Source organism: Variovorax sp. DAIF25 (genome assembly GCF_050711835.1).
Classification (GTDB): domain Bacteria; phylum Pseudomonadota; class Gammaproteobacteria; order Burkholderiales; family Burkholderiaceae_C; genus Variovorax.
The window spans coordinates 1,588,347-1,611,253 of record NZ_CP136637.1 but is presented as its reverse complement, the minus strand read 5'-3'; the positions used below and the strand labels follow the sequence as shown (position 1 = coordinate 1,611,253).

Sequence of the window (22,907 nt, the reverse complement as noted above, 5' to 3'; positions counted from 1 at the left end):
CGCCCACATTTGATCCGTGGCGCGAGTACGTGGTCGCGGCCGAGGTGTCGATGGCCACCCAGGCCTCTGCCGGGGAACTCGCCGCGCAGCGGGCGCAACGGCTCGCGGCCCTTCTTGCGGCCGCGGCCACGCATTCCGCGCACTATCGGCGGCTGCTGGCCGGATGCGATCCGGCCCACGCGCGGCTGGAGGAACTGCCCATATCGCGCAAGGCCGAGCTCATGCGCGATTTCGAAGGCTGGGTGTGCGACCCGGCGCTCACGCTGCCGATGCTGCGCCGCTTCGTCGCCGATCCCGCGAACATCGCGGCCGCCTGCCTGGGCCGCTACACCGTGTGGGAAAGCTCGGGCAGCACCGGCGAGCCCGCGATCTTCGTGCAGGACACGCAGGCGATGGCGGTGTACGACGCGCTGGAGGCGCTGCGCCGGCCGCTCTTGCGTCCGCTCGAACGGCTGCTCGATCCGTGGAGCCTCACCGAGCGCATCGCCTTCGTCGGTGCGACCGACGGGCATTTCGCGAGCACCGTGTCGGTCCAGCGCCTGCGGCGCCTGCAACCGGCCCTCTCGGAACGCCTGGTGGGCATTTCCTTCCTGCAGCCGCTGCCGCGGCTGTGCGCCGAACTCGATGCGTTCGCCCCCACTGTGGTGGCGACCTATCCCAGCGCGGCAGTGCTGCTCGCGCAGGAGCGGCATGCCGGCCGGCTGAAGGCGGCGCCGCGCGAGATCTGGACCGGCGGCGAGACGCTGTCGGCCGCGAGCCGTGCGCTGTTGCGCAACGCGTTCGCCTGCCCGGTGGCCAACAGCTACGGCGCCTCGGAGTTCCTGTCGCTGGCGTTCGAGTGCCCGCTGGGTGCGCTGCACCTCAACAGCGACTGGGCGATCCTGGAGCCCGTGGATGCGCATGGCCGCGCTGTGCCGCCGGGCCATGCGGGCGCCACGACCTTGCTCACCAACCTGGCCAACCATTTGCAGCCGCTGATCCGCTATGACCTGGGCGATCGCGTCACGCTGTGCGAGGCGCCTTGCCGATGCGGCTCGCACCTTCCGGTCATCGAGGTGCAGGGGCGCGACGACGACACGCTGCGCCTTGCGGGCCCCGCCGGAGAGCCGGCCGTGAGCGTGGTGCCGCTGGCGGTGAGCACCGTGCTCGAAGAGGAGGCGGGCCTGTTCGACTTCCAGCTCGTGCAAAAGGGGCCGCGCGAACTGCTGCTGAAGACGCAGGGGCAAGGCGCGCAGGCCGGGCGGACGCTGCAAAAGGCGCGCACTGTTCTTGCGGCATTTCTCGCGGCGCAAGGCGCACCGGACATCCATATCCATTGCCGCGCAGGCGAGGGCGCCGATTGCGGCCGCAGCGGCAAGACCCGGCGGGTGATCGCGCACGCGCAGGCCGCGCGGGCGCCGGGTTGACCTGCATCAAGGGGCGGGCGCGGCGCGGTCCGCAGAATGCTCCGCATGGCTCAAGAGGCACGAATGCAATCCCTGTTCTATTCCGGCGTTCTCGATCTTCCCTGGTGGGGCACGCTGCTGGCCGCGCTGGCGCTCACGCACGTCACCATTGCCTCGGTCACGATCTTCCTGCACCGCCACCAGGCGCATCGCGCGCTGGAGCTGCATCCGGTGGCGAGCCATTTCTTTCGCTTCTGGCTGTGGCTCACCACCGGCATGGTGACCAGGGAATGGGCCGCGGTGCACCGCAAGCACCACGCCAAGTGCGAAACCGCCGAAGACCCGCACAGCCCGCAGGTGTACGGGCTCAACCGCGTGCTGTGGGGCGGGGTGTTTCTCTATGTGCGCGAGGCCGCGCACGCCGAAACCCTGGCGCGCTACGGCCACGGCACGCCCGACGACTGGCTGGAGCACCACCTCTATTCGAAGCACAAGATCCTGGGCATCGTGCTGATGGGCATCGCGGACATGGTGTTGTTCGGGGTGGTGCCGGGCGGACTCGTGCTGGTCACGCAGATCGCCTGGATTCCGTTCTGGGCGGCCGGCGTGGTCAACGGCATCGGCCACTGCTGGGGCTACCGCAACTGGCCGGCGCGCGACGCCAGCACGAACATCTCGCCGATCGGCATCCTGATCGGCGGGGAAGAGCTGCACAACAACCACCACGCCTTTCCCACCTCGGCCAAGCTGTCGAGCAAGTGGTTCGAGTTCGACATCGGCTGGCTCTACATCCGCATGCTGCAGGCCATGGGCCTGGCGACGGTGAAGCACGTCGCACCGACGCCGCGCCTGGTCTCGCCCAAGGCGAACATCGATCTCGCCACGGTGCAGGCGATCATCCGCTGCCACTACGACGTGCTGTCGAACTACACGCGCTCGCTCAAGGAGGCCTGTGCCGTGGAGTTCGACCGCATGCGCCGCATGTCGCCCGAGGCCGCGCGGGCGCTGAAGGCAGTGAAGCCCTGGATCGGCAAGGAGCAGGGCGCGCTCGGTCCGTGGCGCGGCCAACTGGTGGTGCAGGCGTTGAACGCATCGCAGGCGCTGGCTACGATGTATTCGATGCGCGGCGAACTCACCGCCCTGTGGGGCCGCTCTGCCGCCACCGGCGAGCAGCTTGCCAAGCAATTACAGGACTGGTGCCAGCGCGCGGAGGCAAGCGGCATCGCACCGCTGGCGGATTTTTCCCGCCGCCTGCGTTCCTATGCCTGAACGGTCCGCCGAGGAGATGCGAATGAAGCTTGTGCCGGTTCTTTTCGCCGTAGGCGCCGTGCAGGTGCTGGCCGCCTGCAGCGGATTCGGTTCGCGCGCGCCGGCCGGCAGCAGCGTGCTCACCGGATCGCTTGCCGGCAGCGCGCCGGGCAGCGTGGCGGCCAGGGCAATGGACGACAGCGACCGACGCCGCGCGGCGGCCGCGCTGGAAACCTCGCGGGACGGCGAACCCTCGGTCTGGCGCAATCGCGAGACCGGCGACAGCTTCGTGTTCACGCCCACGCGCACCTTCGATCGAGGCGGCGCCCGGTGTCGCGACTTCAAGATCGAGGTGACGGTCGGCGCACGGCCCGACGGCATCGGCGGCAGCGCATGCCGGCAGGCCGACGGCAGCTGGCGCATTCCGAGCTGAAGCACGGGCCGAACGCGCAGCAGGTGCAAGACATGGTCCGGCGCTTCGATGTCTGCAACGGCGACGCCGACGGCCTTTGCGCCGTCGTGCAATGGCGCCTGCATGCGCCGGGCCCCGCCGAACTGGTGACCGGGCCCAAGCGCGACATCGCACTGCTCCGTCGCGTGCAGGCGGGAGCCGGCGACGAAGTCAACGTGTTCGACGTCTCGATGCAGCGCAACCGCGCCGATCTGCTGCGCCTTCTAGGCGATGGCGCGCGCGTGCGCTATTTCGACCATCACGCCGCCGGCGAGGTGCCGGTGCACCCGAATCTCGATGCGCACATCGACGAGGCGAGCGAGACCTGCACCAGCCTTCTGGTCGATCGCTACCTGGGCGGCGCACATCGCGCGTGGGCGCTGGTCGGCATCTACGGCGACAACCTGGGTGCGGTGGCCGACAGGCTCGCAATCGATGGCGGCTTCGAACCCGGCGACTGTGCGCAACTGCGCCGGCTGGGCGAGCTCGTCAACTACAACGCCTACGGCGAAGACGAGCGCGACCTGTGCATTGCACCCCGTTCGCTGCTCGCGCTGATGGGGCGCTACGCGGACCCGCGCGACATGCTGGCGCACGAGTCCGTCGTCGAGCAGATCGACGCGGTGCGGCGCAGCGACCTGCAGCAGGCCACAGGCGCCGCCGCGTTCTGGCAAGGGCCGCAGGGCAGCGTGCATGTGCTGCTCGATGCGCCGTGGAGCCGGCGCGTGATCGGCTGCCTTGCCAACGAACTGGCGAACCGGGAGCCCGACCACGCGCATGCTGTGCTGAAGGAGCAAGGCGACGGCTACGTCGTCAGCGTGCGCGCGCCGCTGGCACGGCCGGGCGGCGCCCATGCGCTGTGCAGTGCTTTTGGCGGTGCGGGCCGCTCGCGGGCCGCGGGCATCGACCGGGTCGCGCGCAACGAGTTGCCGCGCTTCGTCGAGGCATTCGCCAGCGCCTCCTGGGGTTAGCGCACGAGTCCCAGAAGACCGTTCCTCCCATGATCCATCTTCCACCCCTGGGCGATATCCAGATCGTGCGCATCGCGCGAGAAGGCGGCGTGGCCTTTACACCGGGCCTGGCGCGCCCCCGCAGCTTCTGCCTCGATGCGTGCGACGCCACCGCGAGGCACCGGATCGAGGAGGCATTGCAGGGCGCCGCGCAATGCGGCGAAGAAGACGGCGCTTGCGCCCGCGGGGGCGACCAGCGTTTCTACCGCGTGGATGTGGTGGTGGACGACACCGCGAAGGCGAGCGCCTCGCTCAGTTTCGAGGTGCCGGAAGCCCGGGCGCCCCGAGCCTTCGTCCAGCTCTGGAAAGAGGCCGGATGAAGGCTCGCCGGGCGCCGGGCGCCAGGTTCAGCGCGCGATCCAGACAGGAACGAGGATGGCGCGCAACGCGCTCATCGCCAGGCCTGCTGCTGCGCAGCGGCGGGCGCGCCATCGGCTTGCTGCATGGCCGGCAGGGGAGACGCGCTGCCCGTGTCGAACCAGCGCCAGATCGAGTCGTCCCCGAATTTGCAGGGCCTGCGCTCGTGCAGGAAGCCCCAGGCGGCATCGCCGCTGCTGTTCAGGGGAACTCCGGCGGCGTGTAGCAGGGCGATGCGCACGGGGTCCGTGGACCCGAAGGGAACCCGAACGGTGATGTCTGCAGTCCTGAAACGGCGGGGCATGTTTTTCTTCTCCTGGGTGAACGGGCCTTCTCCTGAGCGGCGCCGCATGGTGGCACTCTAGGAGCCGGGCGCACCCGCGGCCTTGCGCTGGATCAAAGCGCCCCAGGGACCCGCGCCCATCATGAGCACCCTCCAGTGCGCAGTCCCGAGATCCTCATGACAAGCGATGCCCTCGACGATCCATCTCCTTTCGCGCTGCCCGCGCAGCCGATCAGCCGCGATGTGCTGATGGAGAAATACGCCCGGGAGGGAGAGTCCGGCATCGACGACATTCACCGCCGCGTGGCGCGCGCGCTGGCGCAGGCCGAGAAACCGGGGGATCGCGACGCCTGGGCCTTGCGCTTTCTCCTGGCGCTGCGTGCTGGCTTCGTGCCCGCCGGGCGCATCCAGTCGGCGGCCGGCACCACGCTGGTGGCCACCCTCATCAATTGCTTCGTGCAGCCCGTGGGCGATTCGATCACCGGGGATGACGAAGGACACCCGGGCATCTATGTCGCGCTGGCCGAAGCGGCCGAGACGATGCGCCGCGGTGGCGGCGTGGGTTACGACTTCTCGCGCATCCGGCCGCGCGGCGCATGGGTGGCGGGCACGCAGTCGAGCGCGTCGGGCCCGGTGCCGTTCATGCGGGTCTTCGACTGCTCCTGCCAGACGGTGGAATCCGCTGGCGCGCGGCGCGGCGCCCAGATGGCCGTGCTGCGCTGCGACCACCCCGACATCGAGGACTTCATCCGCGCCAAGGACCATGGCGAACTGACCCACTTCAACCTGTCGGTGGGGCTGACCGATGCCTTCATGCAGGCGGTAAGCGACGGCCGGACCATCGAGCTGGTGCACAAGGCCGAACCCGGTCCCCGCATCCGCACCGGTGCGCATCATCGGCGTGGCGACGGGTTGTGGGTGTACGCCGTGCTGCCCGCGCGGGCGCTGTGGGACCGGATCATGCGATCGGCTTACGCGCACGCGGAGCCCGGCGCGCTGTTCCTGGACCGCATCAACGCCGACAACAACCTGTCCTGGTGCGAGACGCTCGCGGCCACCAACCCCTGCGGCGAGCAGCCCTTGCCGCCCTATGGGGCCTGCTGCCTCGGGTCGATCGACCTCACGCGCTTCGTGAGGGCGCCGTTCGCGCCGGCCGCGCACTTCGACGAGGAGGGCTTCTCGCGCCTGGCAGGCGTGGCGGTGCGCATGCTGGACAACGTGCTGGACATCACCGCCTGGCCGCTGGAGCGCCAGCGCCAGGAGGCGCTCGGCAAGCGGCGCATCGGCCTGGGCTTCACCGGGTTGGGCGACGCGCTGGTGATGCTCGGCCTGCGCTACGACGCACCCGAAGGCCGCGACGCGGCGCGGCGCATCGCGCAGCAGTTGCGGGACGCGGCATACGCGGCATCGTGCGAACTGGCCAGCGAGCGCGGCGCGTTCCCGTGCTTCGAGGCCGAGCCCTACCTGGACCGGGGCACCTTCGCCTCCCGGCTCGGGGAGCTGCTGAAGGCGCGGATTCGCGCGCACGGCATCCGCAATTCGCACCTGCTGTCGATCGCGCCCACCGGCACCATCAGCCTGGCCTTCGCGGACAACGCGAGCAACGGCATCGAGCCGGCGTATGCCTGGACCTTCGCGCGGCACAGGCGCCTGCCGGAGGGCGGGATCGAGGAGTACGCGGTCGAGGACCATGCCTGGAGGCTGTACCGGCAACTCAAGGGCGCGCAGGCGCCGCTCGGTCCCGCTTTCGTCACGGCGCTGCAGATGAGCGCACGGGCGCATGTGGAAATGGTGGCGGCCGTGGCGCCATGCATCGATGCGGCCATTTCAAAGACGGTCAACGTGCCCGCCGACTGCGCTTACGAGGACTTCAAGGACCTCTACATGCGGGCCTGGCAACTCGGACTGAAGGGCCTGGCGACCTACCGGCCCAACGCGCGGCTCGGTGCTGTGTTGAAGGAGACCGTCCCGCGGCCGGCGTGCGTGGGATGCACGACACCGGTGGCATCGGGCTGAAATCGCATGCGCTCCGGAGCCTGCAGCCCGGTCACGGCCTCGAGAGCCAGATGGCGGCGGCGCATGCGCAGGCCAGGCTCGCCATCAGCGCGGCCGCCACGCGCAGCGCGTAGTTCCTGCCGCCGGCGGCCAGGGCCACGGCACAGCGCGTGAGCGTGTTGGTCCCGACCGCCACAAGCACGCCGAGGATGAAGCGCTCCGTCGGCAGCGTGCCGGCCGCATGCAGCGAGGCCAGCGAAGCCACGGGCGCGTGCGCGTCGACCAGTGCCGCGAGCGCGATGCCGACCTGAAGGCCCGCATCGCCGAAATGCCGCTGCGCCGTGCCCACCAGCAACGCGACCAGGGCCAATGCAAGAGCCACCGCGAGTGCCTCGCGCGGGCGTAGCGCGCTGCGGGTGCTCGCGGGCGCCTCCGGCGCGACGGCGGGCGAGGGCGCCAGGAGCGGCAGCAGGCCCACGGCCGCGGCGCCCGCCACGCCGGCCAGTGCTACCGGCAGCAACGCGAGTCCGGCCCCTGGCGAGAGCGCAGTGGTCATCGCGAGGGCCAGTACCCAGGTGGCCACCGCCGACAGCGCCGCGGCCCCGGCCAGCAGGCCGGTGTGCAGCGGTTGCTCCCGCGCACGGTCGCCGAAGGAGGCTACGGTGGCCGTGCTCGATACGAATCCCGATGCGAAGCCCGCGCCCAGCAGGCCGCCGCGCACGCCGAGCCAGCGCACCGCCGCCTGTCCCGCGGCCTGGATCGCCATGATCAGCAGCACCATCGCCGCCAACGGCCTCGGCGCGATGCCGCCGAGCATCTCGATCGGGCCGGACGGAATGAGCGGCAACACGACGAGGGCGAGCGCCGCCAGCAGAACACCATCGTGAAGCTCATGCTCGCTGAGCAGTTCCGTCGCGAACCGGTGCAGCCTGCGGCGGGCAGCCAGCAGCAGCGCCAGGACGGTTCCGCAGGCCGCGCCCAGCGATGGCGCGATGACGCACAGCACGCCGATCATGTAGGTCGCGAAGAGGGCGATCTCGGTGGTCATGCCCGGGTCGCTCGAGCGGCTCTTCCAGTGCGACACGGCCGCCAGTGCGGCGACGAGCGCGGCCCCGATGGGAACGAGCGCCGGCACGGGCAGGAGCTGCGCGACCGCGCCTGCCAGCGCCGTGATGGCGAACGTGCGCAGCCCCGCGGCCGCACGCCGGTCGCCGTCGCCCTTGCGGCGTTCGCGCTCGATGCCGACGATGAGCCCGACACCCAGCGCCACGGCCAGGCCTGACATCGCTGCCGAGGAGGTGGGGGTGTTCATGGCATCAGTGTCCCCAAGGGGGGCGCCGCGTCAAGGCGTCTGAAGGGCCACGCGCGCATTCCTTGCGCTATCTCAAAGGGCGAGCGGACGCGGACCCCTAACGTGGCGGCATGAAAGCACTCATCTACCAAGGCCCCGGCCTCAAATCGCTCCAGGAGCATCCCAAGCCCGAGTTGCAGGCGCCGGGCGATGCAATCGTGCGGATCCTCAAGACCACCATCTGCGGCACCGACCTGCACATCCTCAAGGGCGATGTGCCGACCTGCACGCCGGGCCGCATCCTCGGGCACGAGGGTGTGGGCGTGATCGAGACCGTGGGCGCCGGCGTGACCGCGTTCCATGCGGGCGACCATGTGCTGATCTCGTGCATTTCGTCGTGCGGCAAGTGCGAGCATTGCCGCCGCGGCATGTATTCGCACTGCGCCACCGGCGGCTGGATCCTGGGCAACACCATCGACGGCACGCAGGCCGAGTACGTGCGAATTCCGCATGCGGACACCAGCCTCTATCCGATTCCCGTGGGCGCGGACGAAGAGGCGCTGGTGATGCTCAGCGACATCCTGCCCACCGGTTTCGAATGCGGTGTGCTCAACGGCAAGGTCGCACCCGGCAGCACGGTGGCCATCGTGGGGGCAGGGCCTATCGGTCTTGCCACGCTGCTCACGGCGCAGTTCTATTCGCCCTCGCAGATCATCCTCATCGACCTGGACGACGGGCGGCTGGACGTGGCACGCCGCTTCGGCGCGACGCACACGATCAACAGCACCGGCGGCAAGGCGGCCGAGGCAGTGCTCGCGCTCACGGGCGGCCGCGGCGTCGATGTGTCGATCGAGGCCGTGGGCATACCGGCCACCTTCGTGCTGTGCCAGGACATCGTGGCGCCCGGCGGCACCATCGCGAACATCGGTGTTCACGGGCATCCGGCCGAGCTTCAACTGGAGCGGCTGTGGTCGCAGAACATCGCGATCACCACGCGGCTGGTCGACACGGTGTCCACGCCGATGCTGCTCAAGACAGTGGCTTCCCGCAAGGTGGATCCGGCCCGGCTGATCACGCACCGGTTCACGCTCGACCAGGTGATGGACGCCTACGACACCTTCGGGCGCGCGGCCGAGACGCATGCGCTCAAAGTGATCATCGAGGCGTAGGCGCCGCGCGGTCACTGGATCTTTTTCTTCTCTCTCCCTTCCCATTCTTTCAACGGGTTTCTCCATGCCTCTTTTTCACGCCATCGTCCGGGTCGATCACCACACCGCGCAAGTCCTTCAGTTCGATGCCGCACAGGTTCTTGCGCAACAGGTCAGGGAACATGTTCATTGCACGCGCCAGCACGGCAGCAACGTGCGCAGCGAGCACGAGTTCTTCGGCGAGGTGTGCGATGCGACGAAGGGCATCGCCGAAGTGCTGGTCGTCGGCTCGCACGCGGCGCTGGCTGACTTTCGCCACTACGTGGAGAAGCATCGCGCCGAAGTGGCGCTGCGCATCGTCGGCTGGGAGACGGTGGGCCACATGAGCACCAATGAGCTGGTCGCGATGGCGCGCCGCTATTTTTTGGTGCACGCCGGCATGGCGACACCCATGAAGGCCGGTTGAGTGAGGGCTTGTCCGTGAAGACGACTTCACAGATCGCCATGCTCGCCGCAGCGCTTGCGCTCGCGTTGGCGGGGGGCCGACCGGCGGACGCCCAGGTGGCCGGTGCCACGCGGCTGGGCACGGCGACGACCGAAACCGAGCAGGCGGTCATGGGCTGGAGCGTGAAGCAGAGCATTCTGGGCCGGCCCCTGTACAACGCATCGGGCGAGCGGCTGGGCAAGGTGCTCGACCTGATCGTAGGCAACGACAAGCGCGTGAGCTTCGTGATCGTCGACACTGGCGGCACATTGCGAGGGGCCGGGCACCTGGTCGCCGTTCCCGCCGCGCAGTTGCAGGTGCACGGCGCCCGCCTCGTGCTGCCCGATGCCACCCGACAGATGCTGGCCATGCAGCCTGCGTTCGTTCATGCGCCTATCACCCGTACGCAGAGTTCAGTCGTCGAGCGTGCGCAGCAGGATGTCGACCGTGCGCGGCAGGCCATCGCCCAACTCGAGCGCAGGTCCGCGCAAAGCAGCGCAGGAACCAAGGCGCGGATCGACCGGCAGATCCTCGCGCTGCAGCAGGGCCAGCAGGCGGTGGAGGACAAGGTGACCGAGATGGACACGGCCGGCGCCGCGCAATGGCAGGCCGTGGAGGCCGAGGTCGGCCGGGCCTCGGCGCGACTGCGAAGCGCGATCCGCAATGCATCGACCTGAGCGGGAACAGCGTGCGGCTTGATGTGCGTCAAGCGATTCGGCCAGCGCGTTCCTAGGATCGATGCCTACCTCCTGGAGAGACCTCACATGCGCAGCGACACCTCTTCGACGCCTCCGGCAACCACCGCCGCCGACGGCTACCTTCAGCCCGTACTGGACTGGCAGACGGCCATCTGCAAGAACCTGTGGTTGGCGCAGCGCCAGCAGTGGGAAGCGATGGCCGCATGGCAGCGCGCCATCGGGGCGGTGCAGCATGAGCTCATGGACGAGTGGATCTGCCGTTTCGGCGGCGGCGTGCCGCTGGACGGCTAGGCGTGAGCGAGAACGGATGCGCGCCATGATGCTGTCCCTTCCTCTTCGCACCATGCTCGACGGCATCGGCCAGCGCGCCGCGACGTGCTTTGCCGTCGTCCTGCCCGACGGCAGCCGTATTCCGGTCGGTGAAGGCTTGCCCGTCTTCACCATCGTGTTCCATACCGACGCAGCGTTGTTCTCCACCGCGACACGCGGCCACATCGGGTTGATGGAGGCCTACTTCAATCAGGAGGTCGATGTCCAGGGCGATTTCGGCGCCGCCCTGGCGGCCGGCATGGCCGCCGGCTTCGACCAGCAGGCCGGCGCGCTCAACGGCATCGAGAACAGCCTGCACGAGCTGCGCCACTCCAACCGCGACCCAGCCCACGCCAAGGCCAACGCACGCGCGCATTACGCGCTGGGCACCGGCTTCTACCGGCCGTGGCTGGACGATCCGCTGATGATGTACACCTGCGGCTACTGGCCCGAGGGAACCCGCAGCCTGGAAGAGGCGCAGCGCCACAAGATCGACCACGTGTGCCGCAAGATTCTGCTGAAACCCGAAGACCGGTTCATCGACATCGGCTGTGGCTTCGGCGGTTTCATGTTCCGTGCGCACGAGAAGATTGGTGCGACGGGCGTAGGCCTCAACACCACCACCGAGCAGGTCGAGTGGCTGCGCGAGGAGATCGAGCGGCGCGGGCTGGAAGCCTCGCTGCAGGTGCGCGAAGCCGACTTCCGCGACGTCGACCAGTGCTACGACAAGGTCGTCTCCATCGGCACGCTGGAGCATGCCGGCCGCGACCAGTTGCCCGAGGTGATCCGCGCGCACGCGCAGTTCCTCAAGCCCGGCGGGCTCGGCGTTCTGCACTTCATCGGCCATGTGGGTCGCTTCGAGACGGAGCTGTTCATCCGCAAGCACGTGTTTCCCGGCGGCTGGATTCCCAGCCTGGCCGATGTGATCGTGGAGATGGAGCGCAGCGGCCTGGAGGTGGTGGACGTCGAGAACCTGCGTCGCCATTACGCGCCCACGCTCGACGCCTGGGCCGAGCGCTTCGAGAAGCATTGGCCCGCGATCCAGGCACGCGACCCGCAGCGTTTCGACGAGCGCTTCCGCCGCATCTGGCGCACCTACCTGATCGGCTGCGCCGAGATGTTCCGCTCGCCGGCGGGCTACACGCACCTGTTCCAGATCGTTTTCAGCAAGGGCAATGTGACGCCGGACAGCTACCCGATGGGCCGGGGGCACCTGTATGCACCCGAGCCTTGAGGCGCAGGCCCATGCGGCGCGCAGGCGCCGCCTCCTGGCAGCGCTGCAGGGGGACGGCGCGGCGCCGGCGGCGCCGATCGCGCTGGCCAAGCGGACGTCCAACCTGTTCCGCGACCGCGATGGCAAGGGCGGCCCGAGGCGCCACCTCGACCTCGGGGATTTCGACCACGTCATCGGCATCGACGCCTCGTACAACACCGTCGAGGTCGAGGGCATGGCGACCTACGAGACCCTGGTGGCCGCCACGCTGCAGCACGGCATGATGCCGGCGGTGGTGCCGCAGCTCAAGACCATCACGGCGGGGGGCGCGGTGGCGGGCGTGGGCATCGAGGCGACATCGATGCGCCAGGGCCTGGTCCACCATTCGATGCGCGAGCTCGATGTCCTGCTGCCGGACGGGCACATCGTGCATTGCACGCCCGACAACGAACACCGCGACCTGTTCTTCGGCTTTCCCAACTCCTACGGCTCGCTCGGCTACGCGCTGCGGCTGGTGCTGCGCACGCTACCGGTGCTGCCCTGCGTGCGGGTGGAACACATCGGATTCGACAAGCCCGCGGACTTCTTCGCGGCGCTGGCCGAGGCCTGCGAGGGCGATGCCGATTTCGTCGATGGCGTGGTGTTCGGGCTCGGCTCGCTGGTGCTGAACATCGGGCGCTTCGCGCATGCCGCCCCTTGGCTGAGCAACTACGAGTTCGAGCGCATCTACTACCGCTCGCTGCTGGAGATGCCGGTCGACTACCTGCGTACGCACGACTACCTGTGGCGCTGGGACACGGACTGGTTCTGGTGCTCGCGCAACTTCGGCGCGCAGAACCGGCTGGTGCGCCGGCTGTTGGGCCGCGGGCACCTGAACTCCCGCACCTACACGCGGCTCATGCGTCTGAACGCCCGCTGGGGCGTGACCAGGCGCCTGGCCGAATGCCGCGGGCTACACACCGAGTCGGTGATCCAGGACGTGGACATCCCGCTGCGCGCGGCACCGGACTTTCTCGAATTCCTGCTGCGCGAGATCGGCATCCTGCCGGTCTGGATCTGTCCGCTTCGGGTGCCCGACCCGCACGCGCACTTTGCGCTGTACCCGCTCGAGGCCGGCACGCTGTACGTGAACTTCGGCTTCTGGGATGTGGTCGAGCGCCGTGAGGCGCACGAGGCCGGGCATTTCAACCGGCTGGTCGAGCAGGAGGTGCTGCGCCTGGGCGGCATCAAGTCGCTCTATTCGGACAGCTTCTTCACGCGCGAGGAGTTCGACCGCGCCTACGGGGCGGACGTCTACGCCGGGCTCAAGCAGCGCTACGACCCCGAAGGCCGCGCGCCGCACCTGTACGACAAGTGCGTGCTCGGGCGCTGACCCGATGTGGCCCGACGCCGACCTGGTGCTGGTTTGATCGCCGTCAACACTCGCATGCGCCCGGTGGCCGACCATGCACCCGACATCGTTTTTCCTGCGCCGGGACGCGGCGCATCACCTCGCGAGGCCTTCCATGAATTTCAAAACCATCCTCGTTCACCTGGACCATTCGGACCGCAGCCCCGTGCGCGCCGCGATGGCGGCTCGGTGGTCGCGCGCCCACGAAAGCCACCTGGTCGGGCTGGTTCCCACGGGCCTGTACGACGGCGTGATTCCGGCAGACGCCATCGCCACCGGCATGACCGATTACATCGCGGAGTCGGCCGACTACCTGCGCCGGCGCGCCGAGTGCATCTCGCGGGAGTTCAGGGAAGACATCGCCGCTTTGGGGCCCATGTCCTACGAGATGCGACTGGTCGACGGCGCCACGGTGGACGCCGTGGTGCGCTACGGCCATGCGAGCGACCTCGTGGTACTCGGGCAGGACGACGACGCCAACAAGCGGGACACCATCGTCCGCGCACTCGCCGAGCGCGTGCTGATGGAAGTGGGCCGGCCGGTGCTGGTTGTGCCCTCGGCCGGCACTTTCGACAAGATGCCCAAAAACATCGTCGTGGCCTGGGACGGCTCGCGCGAAGCCGCCATGGCCATGCAGGCGGCACTGCCGGCGCTGCATCGCTCCGGACATGTCACGCTCGTATCGATGCGCCACCCGCGCGATGAGGACAACGCGCAGCAGCTCCTGGTGCCGGACATGTGCCAGTACCTCCTACGGCATGGCGTGCAAGCGCGCGCCGAGACGCAGGTGACCGAGATCGGCTTTGCCGATGCGTTGCTGTCGCGGATCTCGGACCTTGGCGCCGACCTGCTCGTGATGGGGGGCTACGGCCATTCGCGTCTGCGCGAGCGCGTGCTGGGCGGTGTGACGCGGCAGGTCCTCGCGCAGATGACCGTGCCGGTCCTGATGGCGCACTGAGGTGGCGGCCCGCGCCGACGCCTGGGTGGAAAACCTGAGCCGTCTCGCGCGCGACGAAGGCCAGGCGCGCGTGCGTGTCGGCGACATCGTAGCCGCGGCAGGCGAGGGCGGCCTCGCCGCTGCAATCCTGTTCTTCGCGCTGCCCAATGCGCTGCCCTCCCTGCCGGGCATGTCGAGCGTGCTTGGCGCGCCGCTGCTGCTGTTTACCGCGCAACAACTCCTGGGTCGCCCCGCTTGGGTGCCGCAATGGCTGGCAGGCTTGTCGATCTCGCGCATGCATCTGGAAGCCGCTATGGCCCGGCTGGAGGGGCTGGCTGCATGGCGCCACGGCGTCAGCCGCCCGAGACTGCATGCGTTCGCCGGGCCGCTGGCCATGCGCCTGGCCGGCGGCCTGGGCTGCGTGCTGGCGTTGCTGCTGGTGCTCCCGCTGCCGCTGGTCAACATCCCGATCGGCATGACGCTGAGCCTGCTGTCGTTCGGCGGGTTGCGGGGCGATGGGCTGGCGGTGGTGCTGGGTTTTGCCGCGGGCATCGCCTCGCTGGCATTGGCGGGCAGCGTGCTGTGGGGCCTTTGGACGCTGCTTTGACGGAAGTCAAGGCTGGCTCGGCCAGCGGTGGCACGCTCGGCCCACGCCAATGAGGAGCCCACCGTGCCCGACAACCCGCCCGCAGGCCTGACCGACGAAGAAGCAGCACAGCGCCTTCGCAGCGACGGTCCGAACGTGCTGCCTTCCGTGTCCCGCAAGGGAGTGGTGCGCATCGCCTGGAACGCGCTGACGCAGCCGATGTTCCTGCTGCTGCTGGCGACCGCCGCGCTGTATGCGCTGCTTGGCGACCTGGGCGATGCCGGCATGCTCGCGGCTTCGGTGCTGATGGTGGGCGGGCTGTCGATCTACCAGGAGCAACGCACCGAACGCGTGCTCGAAGCGCTGAAGGATCTCTCCAGTCCCCGCTGCACCGTCGTGCGCGGGGGCCGCGTGCTGCGCATCGCGAGCCGTGAACTGGTGCGCGGCGACCGCCTGCTGGTGAACGAGGGCGACCGGCTGTCCGCCGATGCGCGGCTTCTCGAAGCGGTCGGGCTGCAGGTCGACGAGTCGCTTTGCACCGGCGAGTCGGTGCCGCAGGGCAAGCAGGCAGGCGGTGCCGGCGATGACGACGAGGCCGACAGCCGTCGGCTCTACGCGGGCAGCCTGGTGGTGCGCGGCGACGGCGTGGCCGAGGTGACCGCCACCGGCGCGCACACCGCGCTGGGCGCCATTCATCGCGCCATCGCGCAGTTCGCGCCCCGCGCGAGCCGGCTTCAGGACGAGCTGCGCCGGCTGGTCGGTCGTGTCGCATGGCTTGCCGCCTTCACCTGCGTCGTCGCGGCGACCGTGTTCGCGCTGCGCGAAGGCGCGTGGACGCAGGGCCTGCTGGTCGGGCTGACTCTGGCGATGTCGTTGATTCCCGAGGAGTTCGCCGTCGTCTGGAGCGTGATGCTCGCGCTGGGCAGCTGGCGGCTCGCGAAGTCGAATGTGCTGACCCGCCAGCCGCAGGCCATCGAGGCGCTGGGCACGACCACGGTCCTGTGCGTGGACAAGACCGGAACGCTCACGCACAACCGCATGGCGCTGGCGATGCTGCATGACGGCGAGACGGAATGCACGCCGGGCGCGCAGGCGTTGACGTCGCGCTTTCAAGGCCTGTTGCGGGGCGCGCTGCGCGCGAGCAGCACGGGCGGTGTCGAGCCGATGGACCATGCGGTGCGGGTCGCCGCGCAAGTCGCCGGCCTGGACGGCGGAGATGCGGGATGGACACCCGGCCCGCGCCGGGGCATCCGCGACGGCTCGCCCTATGTCGTGCACTGGTGGCATGTGGCCGGCGAGTCCGGCCGGACGGTGGCGGTCAAGGGCGCCGCGGAGGCCGTGCTGGCCCTGTGCGATGCCGACCCTGCGCGCATGCAACTGTTGCGAGAGACCGCCGACCGCTGGAGCGTGGCCGGCCTCCGTGTGCTCGCGGCGGCCGAGGGGCACGCCGGGCAGACGGGCGACGACGCCGCGTTGCCCGACGGGCTGCGCCTGTCGCCCCTGGGCCTGCTCGGCTTCATGGACCCCTTGCGCGAGGAGGTGCCCCGTGTCATCGAGGAGTGCCGGCGCGCGGGCGTGCGCGTGGTGATGATCACCGGCGACGCGGCGCTGACGGCCCGGTCGATCGCGCGGCAGGCGGGACTCGTCGACGGCGGCGACGCCCAGGTCCTGAGCGGCAAGGCGCTGGCCGCGATGGACGACGAGGCGCTGCGCCGCTGCGTGCGCGAGGTGCAGGTGTTCGCGCGGGTCGACCCCGCTCAGAAACTGCGCATCGTGCGGGCGCTCCAGCAGCAGGGCGACATCGTGGCGATGACCGGCGACGGCGTGAACGACGCCCCCGCGCTCAAGGCGGCCGACATCGGCGTCGCGATGGGCCGGCGCGGCACCGACGTCGCGCGCGAAGCCGCCTCGCTGGTCCTGCTGGACGACAACTTCGCCTCGCTCGTGGAGGCGGTGCGCGCGGGACGGCGCATCTTCACTAACCTGCGCAAGGCGCTGGGGTATCTCTTCGCGGTGCATGTGCCGATCGTCGGCGTGGCGCTGATCCCGGTGGTGATGGGCGGGCCGGTGCTGCTGCTGCCGCTGCATGTGGTGCTGCTCGAGCTGCTGATCGATCCGGCCTGCTCGCTGGTGTTCGAGGCCGAGCGGGCGCCGGACGACAGCATGACGGTGCCGCCGCGGCCGCGCGACGAGGCGCTGTTCTCGCCGGCCTCGGCAGCGCGCGCGTTCGCGATGGGCGCGCTGGTCTTCGCCGGCGTGGTGGCGGTGCAGTGGGCTTGCCGCGCGCTGGATGCCACGCAGGAGGAATTGCGCATGGCGAGCCTCGGCTCGATCGTGCTGGGCAACCTGCTGCTGCTTCTGTGGTTCCGCGGCGCGGGCTTACGGCTTGCGCACACCAACACGGTGTTCTATGCGCTGCTGATCGGGGTGTGCGTGGTCTGGGGCCTGCTCACGGCGGTGCCGGGCGTGGGTCGCTTTTTCGGCCTGCCGAGCGCACCATCGCCGTGGGCGCTGTGGGTGGTGCTGCCCGCGGGCTGGGCGCTGTGGCGCCTTTTCGCGGCTTCACGAAATCAGTGAACCGGGAGCGCGACACATAGACATGGACACCACCCTGGTCGATGCATTGCGCGAAGCGCTCCGGCTGGAGACCGGGCAGCCGGTCGCGCTGGTCGAGACGCACATCTCCTGGGTCCTGCTCACGCAGACGCTCGCCTTCAAGCTCAAGAAGCCGGTGCGTCTGCCGTTCCTGGATTTCGGCAGCGTAGAGGCTCGCAAGCATTTTTGCGAGGAGGAGCTGCGCCTCAACCGGCGCTTTGCTCCCTCGCTCTACATCGACGTGGCACCGGTCTGCGGCACGCGCGAGGCACCGCGCATCGGCGGAGATGGCACTCCGATCGACCATGTGGTGCGGATGCGGCGGTTTCCGGCCTCGTCGCTGCTGCTCGACCTGCTCGAGACAGGCCGGCTCGAACCCGTGCAGCTCGACGGCTTCGCGCAACGGCTCGCGGTCTTGCACGGGAGCGCGGAGCGCGCGACGCCGCTGTCCGATTTCGGCAGCCCGGAGCGGGTCGTTCGCGCCGCGACGGACGTGCTCGCCGCATTGCGGGTGCAGGGCAGTGACATCCGTCTCGACGCGGTAGACGCATGGGTGCGGGAGCAGGGGCAGGTGCTGCGCGCGGCCTGGATCGTCCGCCAGCAGGACGGCGCCGTGCGCGAATGCCATGGCGACCTGCACATGGCCAACGTGGTCCTGGTGGACGGCGCGCTCACGCCCTTCGACTGCATCGAGTTCGACCCGGCGCTGCGCTGGATCGACGTGATGAACGACGTCGCCTTTCTCACTATGGACCTGAAGGCCCATGGCCGCTCCGACCTAGCGTTCCGCTTCCTGGACGCATGGCTGCAGAACAGCGGTGACTGCGCGGGCCTGCGAGTGTGGCGCTTCTACGAGGTGTACCGGGCGCTTGTGCGCGTCATGGCCTCCGGCCTGGGACCGCGAGGCCCGCAGGCGGCGGTGCGGCCCGACTACCTGGCGTGCGCGGCGCAGCTCGCGCAGCAATCCCGGGGCGACGCGCGCCTGATGATCACGCACGGTTTCTCCGGCGCCGGAAAATCCAGCGTCGCCTCGCAACTGCTGTGCGCGGCGGGCGCTGTTCGCCTGCGCTCGGATGTAGAGCGCAAGCGGCTGCATGGCCTCGGTCCGCTGGCGCGCTCCGCCGGCCTCGGGCTCGACATCTATGACGCGGAAGCGACCCGCAGGACATTCGAGCGGCTGCAGGCCTGCGCACGCGACGCGCTGCTTGCGGGCTACCCGGTGATCGTGGATGCGGCGTTCCTGCGCATTGCCGAGCGGCAGCGCTTCCGCGCGCTGGCCGCCGAGTTGCGCATGCCCTTCACGATCCTGGATTGCCGCGCCGAGTCGGAAACGCTGCGCCGCCGCGTGGCCGCGCGGGATGCCGCGGGCACGGATGCCTCGGAAGCAGGGCTGGCGGTGCTCGAGCGCCAACTGGCAAGCCACGATCCGCTGGAGGCCGACGAGCGCGGCCTGGCCATCGAGGTCTCCACGCAAGGGCCGGTGAACATCGCCCGGGTCGCGGCGCGCTGGCGCGCCGCGGCCCCAGGCCCGTGAACCCATCACTGGATGGCGACCTCTCCGCTGGGCAGCGTGAACCGCTCGTGCTCGGTTCGCGCCTCCTCGGGTGCTCGCACCAGTAACACCGGCACGGGCGCCATGCGCAGGATGTGCTCCGCACTGCTGCCCATCACCCAGCGGCCGATGCCACGACGGCCGTGGGTGCCGATCACGATCAGCTCGGCATTCGAGGCTTGCGCTTCGGCGATGACCTGGTCGTGCACCGCGCCCTTGAAGCGGTCGATCAATACCGTGTCGGCCTCGATGCCTTCCCCGGCCGCCTTGGCCCGCGCGGTCTCCAGCAGCTTCGTGGCATTGGCGCGAAGTTCTTCGAGCCAATTGCCGGCATAGCCCGAGTAGGCGTCCATGGCGAGCGCGAACGACAGCTCGTCGATTACGTGCACCAGGCGCAGGCGCCCGCCGGTGAGCTTCGCCAGCTGGATGGCTTCGGCCAGGCCGCGGCTGGATGTGGAACTGCCGTCGATGGGAACAAGGATTCGCTGGTACATGGCATGACTCCGGTGTGTGAATGGGATGGAGCCAGTATCCGGACAGGGGCGCTGTGCGGCTTGACATCGATCAAGCGGTGTGCCCGCCCGGTGGGTGTACGGCTTGATCTGGCGCAAGCCCGCACAAGGCGAAAGCGCGACCCTTCAGGCATGCCAAAGGAAGACCCCGTGACCCACGCCACCGTCCGCATCATTCGCCAGGAGCACGCCGCGCTCGCCGCCATGCTGCGCTCCATCGTCCTGCTGCTCGAGCAGCACCGAAAGAAGGGGAGCTTGCCCGATTTCGCGACGCTGCGCGCCATGCTTTTCTATGTCGACGAGTTTCCCGAGAAGCGCCATCACCGCAAGGAGACCGAGCTGCTGTTTCCCAAGCTGCGCGCGAAGACGCCGATCTCGCGCGACCTGCTGGACAAGCTCGACAGCGATCACGCCCGCGGCGAGCGCAGGATCCGCGACGTCGAGCACGCGCTGCTTGCGTTCGAGATGCTCGGCGAATCGCGGCGCGAAGCCTTCGAGCGGACGGTCGGCGAGTACGTCGACTTCTACCTGAACCACATGGCGCTGGAGGAGCGCGAGATCCTGCCGCTGGCTGAACGGGTGCTGACCGGTGACGACTGGCGCGATCTGGACGAAGCCTTCGCGCAGAACCGCGACCCGATGACCGGGCACGTGGCGGACTTCGAATACAACGCGCTCTTCACGCGCATCGTCAACGTCGTGCCCGCTCCCATCGGTCTGGGGCCGGCCCTTTAGGCCAGCGCCTGTTCAGCGCGCCAGTACGTAGCTGCCGGGTGCACTGCACAAGGGAGGCAGGCCGCGATGCGGCGCGCCTATCGCCGGTGGACGGCGTCTCGGGCCCGACCGCGCGGCTAGCCATTGCTGCAGGCACGGCCACCACGAACCTTCGATGTCGCGAGACACGCCGAGGAAACTGTCCGGTGGCACATAGGCGCCGTTTCCTGCGCGCCGAAGCACGCGGTAGCTGCGGTGCGCATGGCCGGGCTCGCTCACGATGCCTGCGTTGTGGCCTCCCGTGGCGAGCACGAAGGTCACCTCGGTATCGCTCAGCAGGTTGAACTTGTAGACCGAGCGCCAGGGCGCCACGTGGTCGGTGCTGGTGCCGAGCAGGAAAACCGGCACGTCGATGTCTTTCAGCGAAACCGGCTTTCCGTCGACCAGGTAGTGGCCTTCTGCCAAAGCGTTGTCGAGGAAGAGGCTGCGCAGGTAGTCCGCGTGCATGCGATAGGGCATGCGCGTGCCGTCGGCATTCCACGCCATCAGGTCGGTCATGGGCGCACGCTCTCCGAGGAGCCACGTTCGAACCATCGGCCCCCAGATCAGGTCGCCAGGACGCAGCGCCTGGAAGGCGGCTGCCATCTGCTGCGCCCCCAGGAATCCCTCGTGCGCCATGAGGTCCTCCAGGAACGCCAATTGGCTTTCGTCGATGAACAGGCCGATCTCCCCGGGTTCGGTGAAGTCGGTCTGCGCGGCCAGCAGCGTGAGCGAAGCCAGGCGGTCGTCGTGGTCGCGCGCCATGGCTGCCGCGGCAATCGCCATCAGGGTCCCGCCAAGACAATACCCGACGGCGTGCACGCGGCGCCCGTGCAGCACGGCTTCAATGGCATCGAGGCTGGCGCGAATGCCCAGCCGCAGGTAGTCGTCCATGCCGAGCTGCGCGTCGGCGGCGCCGGGATTCTTCCAGGAGACCGCGAACACCGCGTGGCCCTGATCGACCAGGTAGCGAATGAGCGAGTTGTGCGGCGAAAGATCGAGCACGTAGTACTTCATGATCCACGCGCTCACGATGAGCACCGGCTCGGCGTGCACCGTCGGCGTGGTCGGTGCGTACTGGATGAGCTCGATGAGTTCGTTGCGCAGGATCACCTTGCCCGGCGTGGTGGCGACCTCATGTCCGGGCCTGAACGCCTCGGTACCGGCAGGCGGCAGTCCTAGGGCCCCGCGAGCGAAGTCTTCCACCCCCAGGGCAGCGCCGGTGGCCAGGTTGACGCCGCAGGTGGCCGCGGTTCTTTGCAGCACCTGCGGATTGGTCGCGAAGATGTTGGCGGGCGAGACCATTTCCAGCCATTGCCGCACCATGAACGCCACCAATTGCTCGTGATGCCGATCGACGCCTGGAACGCCGCGCACCATCTCGAGCAGCCGGTGTCCGGTGGTTTCGAAGGCCTCGCGGTACATGCTGAAGGGCCACGCCGTCCATTCGTCCGCGCCGAGCCGGGAATCGTGTGCCCGCAGCCGCGCGGGCGGCGGAGCCTGATGCAGTGCGATCTGCACATTGCGCCCGGGCTGCGTGGCGAAATGGAGCACCCAGTCGGACCAGGCAAGCATCCATGCCGCCGGCGACATGCCACCGACGAGCCGGCCCCAGGCCGCGTGGAGGGATCGATCGAGTTCGTTGTGCTCTGCGTTCACTTGGGTCCTTGCTGGAGAGTCGCGGCATCTGGTCTTCGGGTGCCGCGCATCCGAGTCTGCGGGCTCACGCGCAGTCGGCCTTGCGCGGCATCAAGGTCCTGCCACTCGATGTGCATACGCTGTGGGAGCCGCCTCTTTTGCAACCCACTGGAGTTCAACATGCCGACCCACATCGTCGATTTCTCCGCCCGGTCCAAGGTGATCCGGGCCGAACCCTTCAACGCGCATTTCTGGCAATGCACACCCGCCGAATTCAGGACCTACCTGGGAAGGCCGCGCGAATTCCTGCGTAAGCTGGGCATCGTGGTGCCGCGCGAATGCCGCATCGAGACGACCATCGAGAACCACGACTGGCTCGAAGACCAGGCGCCCGAATTCGAGAGCGAGAGCGGCAACGACACGGTGATCTGCAACATGGGCAGCGGCGCGGCCGCCCGCTCGGTGTACCGGGTCGTGAGCTATGCGCGCGACGAGGCCGCGACCGGAAATGTCAAGAAGGCCTTGCTGCATACCGTGGACCACCAGCAGGTCGGGGATGAAGAAGGCAAGGCATCGCGCAAGGCAAAAAAGGACGGAAAGTCGAAGAAGAGGAAGGAGAACGCCGACCTCCGCGGCAAGGGCAATTGATGCAGCGTTGCCGGTTCAGTGCCGGCGGCGCGCTTCCGCCGCCGTCTGGCAGGCCGTGCAACGGATGGCGGTGGGCCGGGCCAGGAGCCGTGCGCGCGGGATCTCGTTGGCGCAGTCTTCGCAGATGCCGTAGCGTCCGCTCGCCAGGCGCGCGATCGCCTGCTCGATCTCCTCGAGCCTGGCGCGATCGATCTCCACTTCGGCCATGTGCACGTCGCCGGCGCGCTCCGCTTCGGCTTCATCGGCATGGGACTTCACTTCATGGTCGTTCTCGGCCAGCGCCGCTTCGGCCGAAGGCGCCGAGGCGCGGAGTTCGTCGAGCACCTGGCGCCTCATCGTGTCCAGCTGAAGACGCAGTGCGCGGCGGTCGGTGGTGTCCAGATGTCTCATGGCGATGTCCTTTGCGATGTATGGATGAAATGGG

22 protein-coding genes and 1 pseudogene are annotated in these 22,907 nt (G+C 69.0%); 18 read left to right on the top strand and 5 right to left on the bottom strand.

All coding sequences use genetic code 11. The features are described 5' to 3' along the window. The first annotated feature begins 50 nt into the window (after nucleotides 1-50). The 5 genes from R0232_RS41700 to R0232_RS41680 all read left to right on the top strand — a co-directional run bounded on the left by R0232_RS41700 (nucleotide 51) and on the right by R0232_RS41680 (nucleotide 4,414). Nucleotides 51-1,406 carry a phenylacetate--CoA ligase family protein gene (locus R0232_RS41700; protein ID WP_431513243.1) on the top strand — a complete coding sequence of 452 codons (1,356 nt, stop codon included), beginning with the start codon at nucleotides 51-53 and terminating at the stop codon, nucleotides 1,404-1,406. A gap of 63 nt (nucleotides 1,407-1,469) precedes the next feature. Beyond that, complete coding sequence (locus R0232_RS41695; RefSeq protein ID WP_431513242.1) at nucleotides 1,470-2,654, top strand: DesA family fatty acid desaturase; 1,185 nt, start codon at nucleotides 1,470-1,472, stop codon at nucleotides 2,652-2,654. Nucleotides 2,655-2,676: 22 nt separating this feature from the next. Next, a complete protein-coding gene (locus R0232_RS41690; protein WP_431513241.1) occupies nucleotides 2,677-3,066 on the top strand; it encodes an RT0821/Lpp0805 family surface protein in 390 nt (129 codons plus the stop codon). A 32-nt stretch (nucleotides 3,067-3,098) separates the two neighbouring features. Beyond that, nucleotides 3,099-4,055 (top strand): hypothetical protein, encoded by a 957-nt coding sequence (locus R0232_RS41685; protein ID WP_431513240.1) that lies wholly within the window; start codon nucleotides 3,099-3,101, stop codon nucleotides 4,053-4,055. 29 nt (nucleotides 4,056-4,084) lie between these two features. Further along, nucleotides 4,085-4,414, top strand: coding sequence for a protealysin inhibitor emfourin (locus R0232_RS41680; RefSeq protein ID WP_176656554.1), 330 nt, complete (start codon nucleotides 4,085-4,087; stop codon nucleotides 4,412-4,414). Between the two features lie 71 nt (nucleotides 4,415-4,485). Here R0232_RS41680 and R0232_RS41675 read toward each other — a convergent pair whose 3' ends face one another. Beyond that, on the bottom strand, nucleotides 4,486-4,755 hold the full coding sequence (locus R0232_RS41675; protein WP_176656555.1) for a hypothetical protein: 270 nt from the start codon (nucleotides 4,753-4,755) through the stop codon (nucleotides 4,486-4,488). A gap of 156 nt (nucleotides 4,756-4,911) precedes the next feature. Here R0232_RS41675 and R0232_RS41670 point away from each other — a divergent pair. Beyond that, nucleotides 4,912-6,705 (top strand): annotated as a pseudogene (locus tag R0232_RS41670) (adenosylcobalamin-dependent ribonucleoside-diphosphate reductase); the annotation flags it as partial. Nucleotides 6,706-6,781: 76 nt separating this feature from the next. On the opposite strand, the gene R0232_RS41665 reads toward R0232_RS41670, so the two are convergent. Beyond that, entirely contained in the window at nucleotides 6,782-8,041 is a 1,260-nt protein-coding gene (locus tag R0232_RS41665; RefSeq protein WP_431513239.1) for an MgtC/SapB family protein, read from the bottom strand. Between the two features lie 110 nt (nucleotides 8,042-8,151). On the opposite strand from R0232_RS41665, the gene R0232_RS41660 reads away from it, so the two are divergent. From R0232_RS41660 to R0232_RS41615, 10 genes are all read left to right on the top strand, one after another. Next, nucleotides 8,152-9,189 (top strand): zinc-dependent alcohol dehydrogenase family protein, encoded by a 1,038-nt coding sequence (locus tag R0232_RS41660; RefSeq protein ID WP_431513238.1) that lies wholly within the window; start codon nucleotides 8,152-8,154, stop codon nucleotides 9,187-9,189. 64 nt (nucleotides 9,190-9,253) lie between these two features. Beyond that, nucleotides 9,254-9,634, top strand: coding sequence for a hypothetical protein (locus tag R0232_RS41655; protein WP_431513237.1), 381 nt, complete (start codon nucleotides 9,254-9,256; stop codon nucleotides 9,632-9,634). A 14-nt stretch (nucleotides 9,635-9,648) separates the two neighbouring features. Then, nucleotides 9,649-10,329, top strand: a complete 681-nt coding sequence (locus R0232_RS41650) for a PRC-barrel domain-containing protein (RefSeq protein ID WP_431513236.1) — start codon at nucleotides 9,649-9,651, stop codon at nucleotides 10,327-10,329. An 87-nt stretch (nucleotides 10,330-10,416) separates the two neighbouring features. Further along, the gene (locus R0232_RS41645) at nucleotides 10,417-10,641 is read left to right on the top strand and encodes a hypothetical protein (RefSeq protein ID WP_431513235.1); all 225 of its coding nucleotides are present in this window, start codon (nucleotides 10,417-10,419) and stop codon (nucleotides 10,639-10,641) included. 52 nt (nucleotides 10,642-10,693) lie between these two features. After that, complete coding sequence (locus R0232_RS41640; RefSeq protein ID WP_431513234.1) at nucleotides 10,694-11,893, top strand: class I SAM-dependent methyltransferase; 1,200 nt, start codon at nucleotides 10,694-10,696, stop codon at nucleotides 11,891-11,893. Next, on the top strand, nucleotides 11,877-13,244 hold the full coding sequence (locus tag R0232_RS41635) for an FAD-binding oxidoreductase (protein WP_431513233.1): 1,368 nt from the start codon (nucleotides 11,877-11,879) through the stop codon (nucleotides 13,242-13,244). Before R0232_RS41640 ends, R0232_RS41635 begins: the two co-directional genes overlap by 17 nt. A 133-nt stretch (nucleotides 13,245-13,377) precedes the next feature. After that, complete coding sequence (locus tag R0232_RS41630) at nucleotides 13,378-14,220, top strand: universal stress protein (RefSeq protein ID WP_431513232.1); 843 nt, start codon at nucleotides 13,378-13,380, stop codon at nucleotides 14,218-14,220. A gap of 1 nt (nucleotide 14,221) precedes the next feature. Continuing rightward, nucleotides 14,222-14,806, top strand: a complete 585-nt coding sequence (locus tag R0232_RS41625) for an exopolysaccharide biosynthesis protein (RefSeq protein ID WP_431513231.1) — start codon at nucleotides 14,222-14,224, stop codon at nucleotides 14,804-14,806. Between the two features lie 63 nt (nucleotides 14,807-14,869). After that, nucleotides 14,870-17,362 carry a cation-translocating P-type ATPase gene (locus R0232_RS41620; RefSeq protein WP_431513230.1) on the top strand — a complete coding sequence of 831 codons (2,493 nt, stop codon included), beginning with the start codon at nucleotides 14,870-14,872 and terminating at the stop codon, nucleotides 17,360-17,362. 22 nt (nucleotides 17,363-17,384) lie between these two features. Next, on the top strand, nucleotides 17,385-18,914 hold the full coding sequence (locus R0232_RS41615) for an AAA family ATPase (RefSeq protein WP_431513229.1): 1,530 nt from the start codon (nucleotides 17,385-17,387) through the stop codon (nucleotides 18,912-18,914). Between the two features lie 5 nt (nucleotides 18,915-18,919). Here the strand turns inward: R0232_RS41615 and R0232_RS41610 are convergent, their stop codons facing one another. Next, nucleotides 18,920-19,426, bottom strand: coding sequence for a universal stress protein (locus tag R0232_RS41610; protein WP_431513228.1), 507 nt, complete (start codon nucleotides 19,424-19,426; stop codon nucleotides 18,920-18,922). A 168-nt stretch (nucleotides 19,427-19,594) separates the two neighbouring features. Here R0232_RS41610 and R0232_RS41605 point away from each other — a divergent pair, with 168 nt between their 5' ends. Continuing rightward, nucleotides 19,595-20,179 (top strand): hemerythrin domain-containing protein, encoded by a 585-nt coding sequence (locus R0232_RS41605; RefSeq protein WP_431513227.1) that lies wholly within the window; start codon nucleotides 19,595-19,597, stop codon nucleotides 20,177-20,179. Nucleotides 20,180-20,191: 12 nt separating this feature from the next. Here R0232_RS41605 and R0232_RS41600 read toward each other — a convergent pair whose 3' ends face one another. Continuing rightward, entirely contained in the window at nucleotides 20,192-21,856 is a 1,665-nt protein-coding gene (locus R0232_RS41600; protein WP_431513226.1) for a PHA/PHB synthase family protein, read from the bottom strand. A gap of 159 nt (nucleotides 21,857-22,015) precedes the next feature. On the opposite strand from R0232_RS41600, the gene R0232_RS41595 reads away from it, so the two are divergent. Next, nucleotides 22,016-22,483 (top strand): hypothetical protein, encoded by a 468-nt coding sequence (locus tag R0232_RS41595; protein WP_431513225.1) that lies wholly within the window; start codon nucleotides 22,016-22,018, stop codon nucleotides 22,481-22,483. A 15-nt stretch (nucleotides 22,484-22,498) separates the two neighbouring features. Here the strand turns inward: R0232_RS41595 and R0232_RS41590 are convergent, their stop codons facing one another. Beyond that, nucleotides 22,499-22,873, bottom strand: coding sequence for a TraR/DksA family transcriptional regulator (locus R0232_RS41590; RefSeq protein ID WP_431513224.1), 375 nt, complete (start codon nucleotides 22,871-22,873; stop codon nucleotides 22,499-22,501). Between the last annotated feature and the right edge of the window lie 34 nt (nucleotides 22,874-22,907).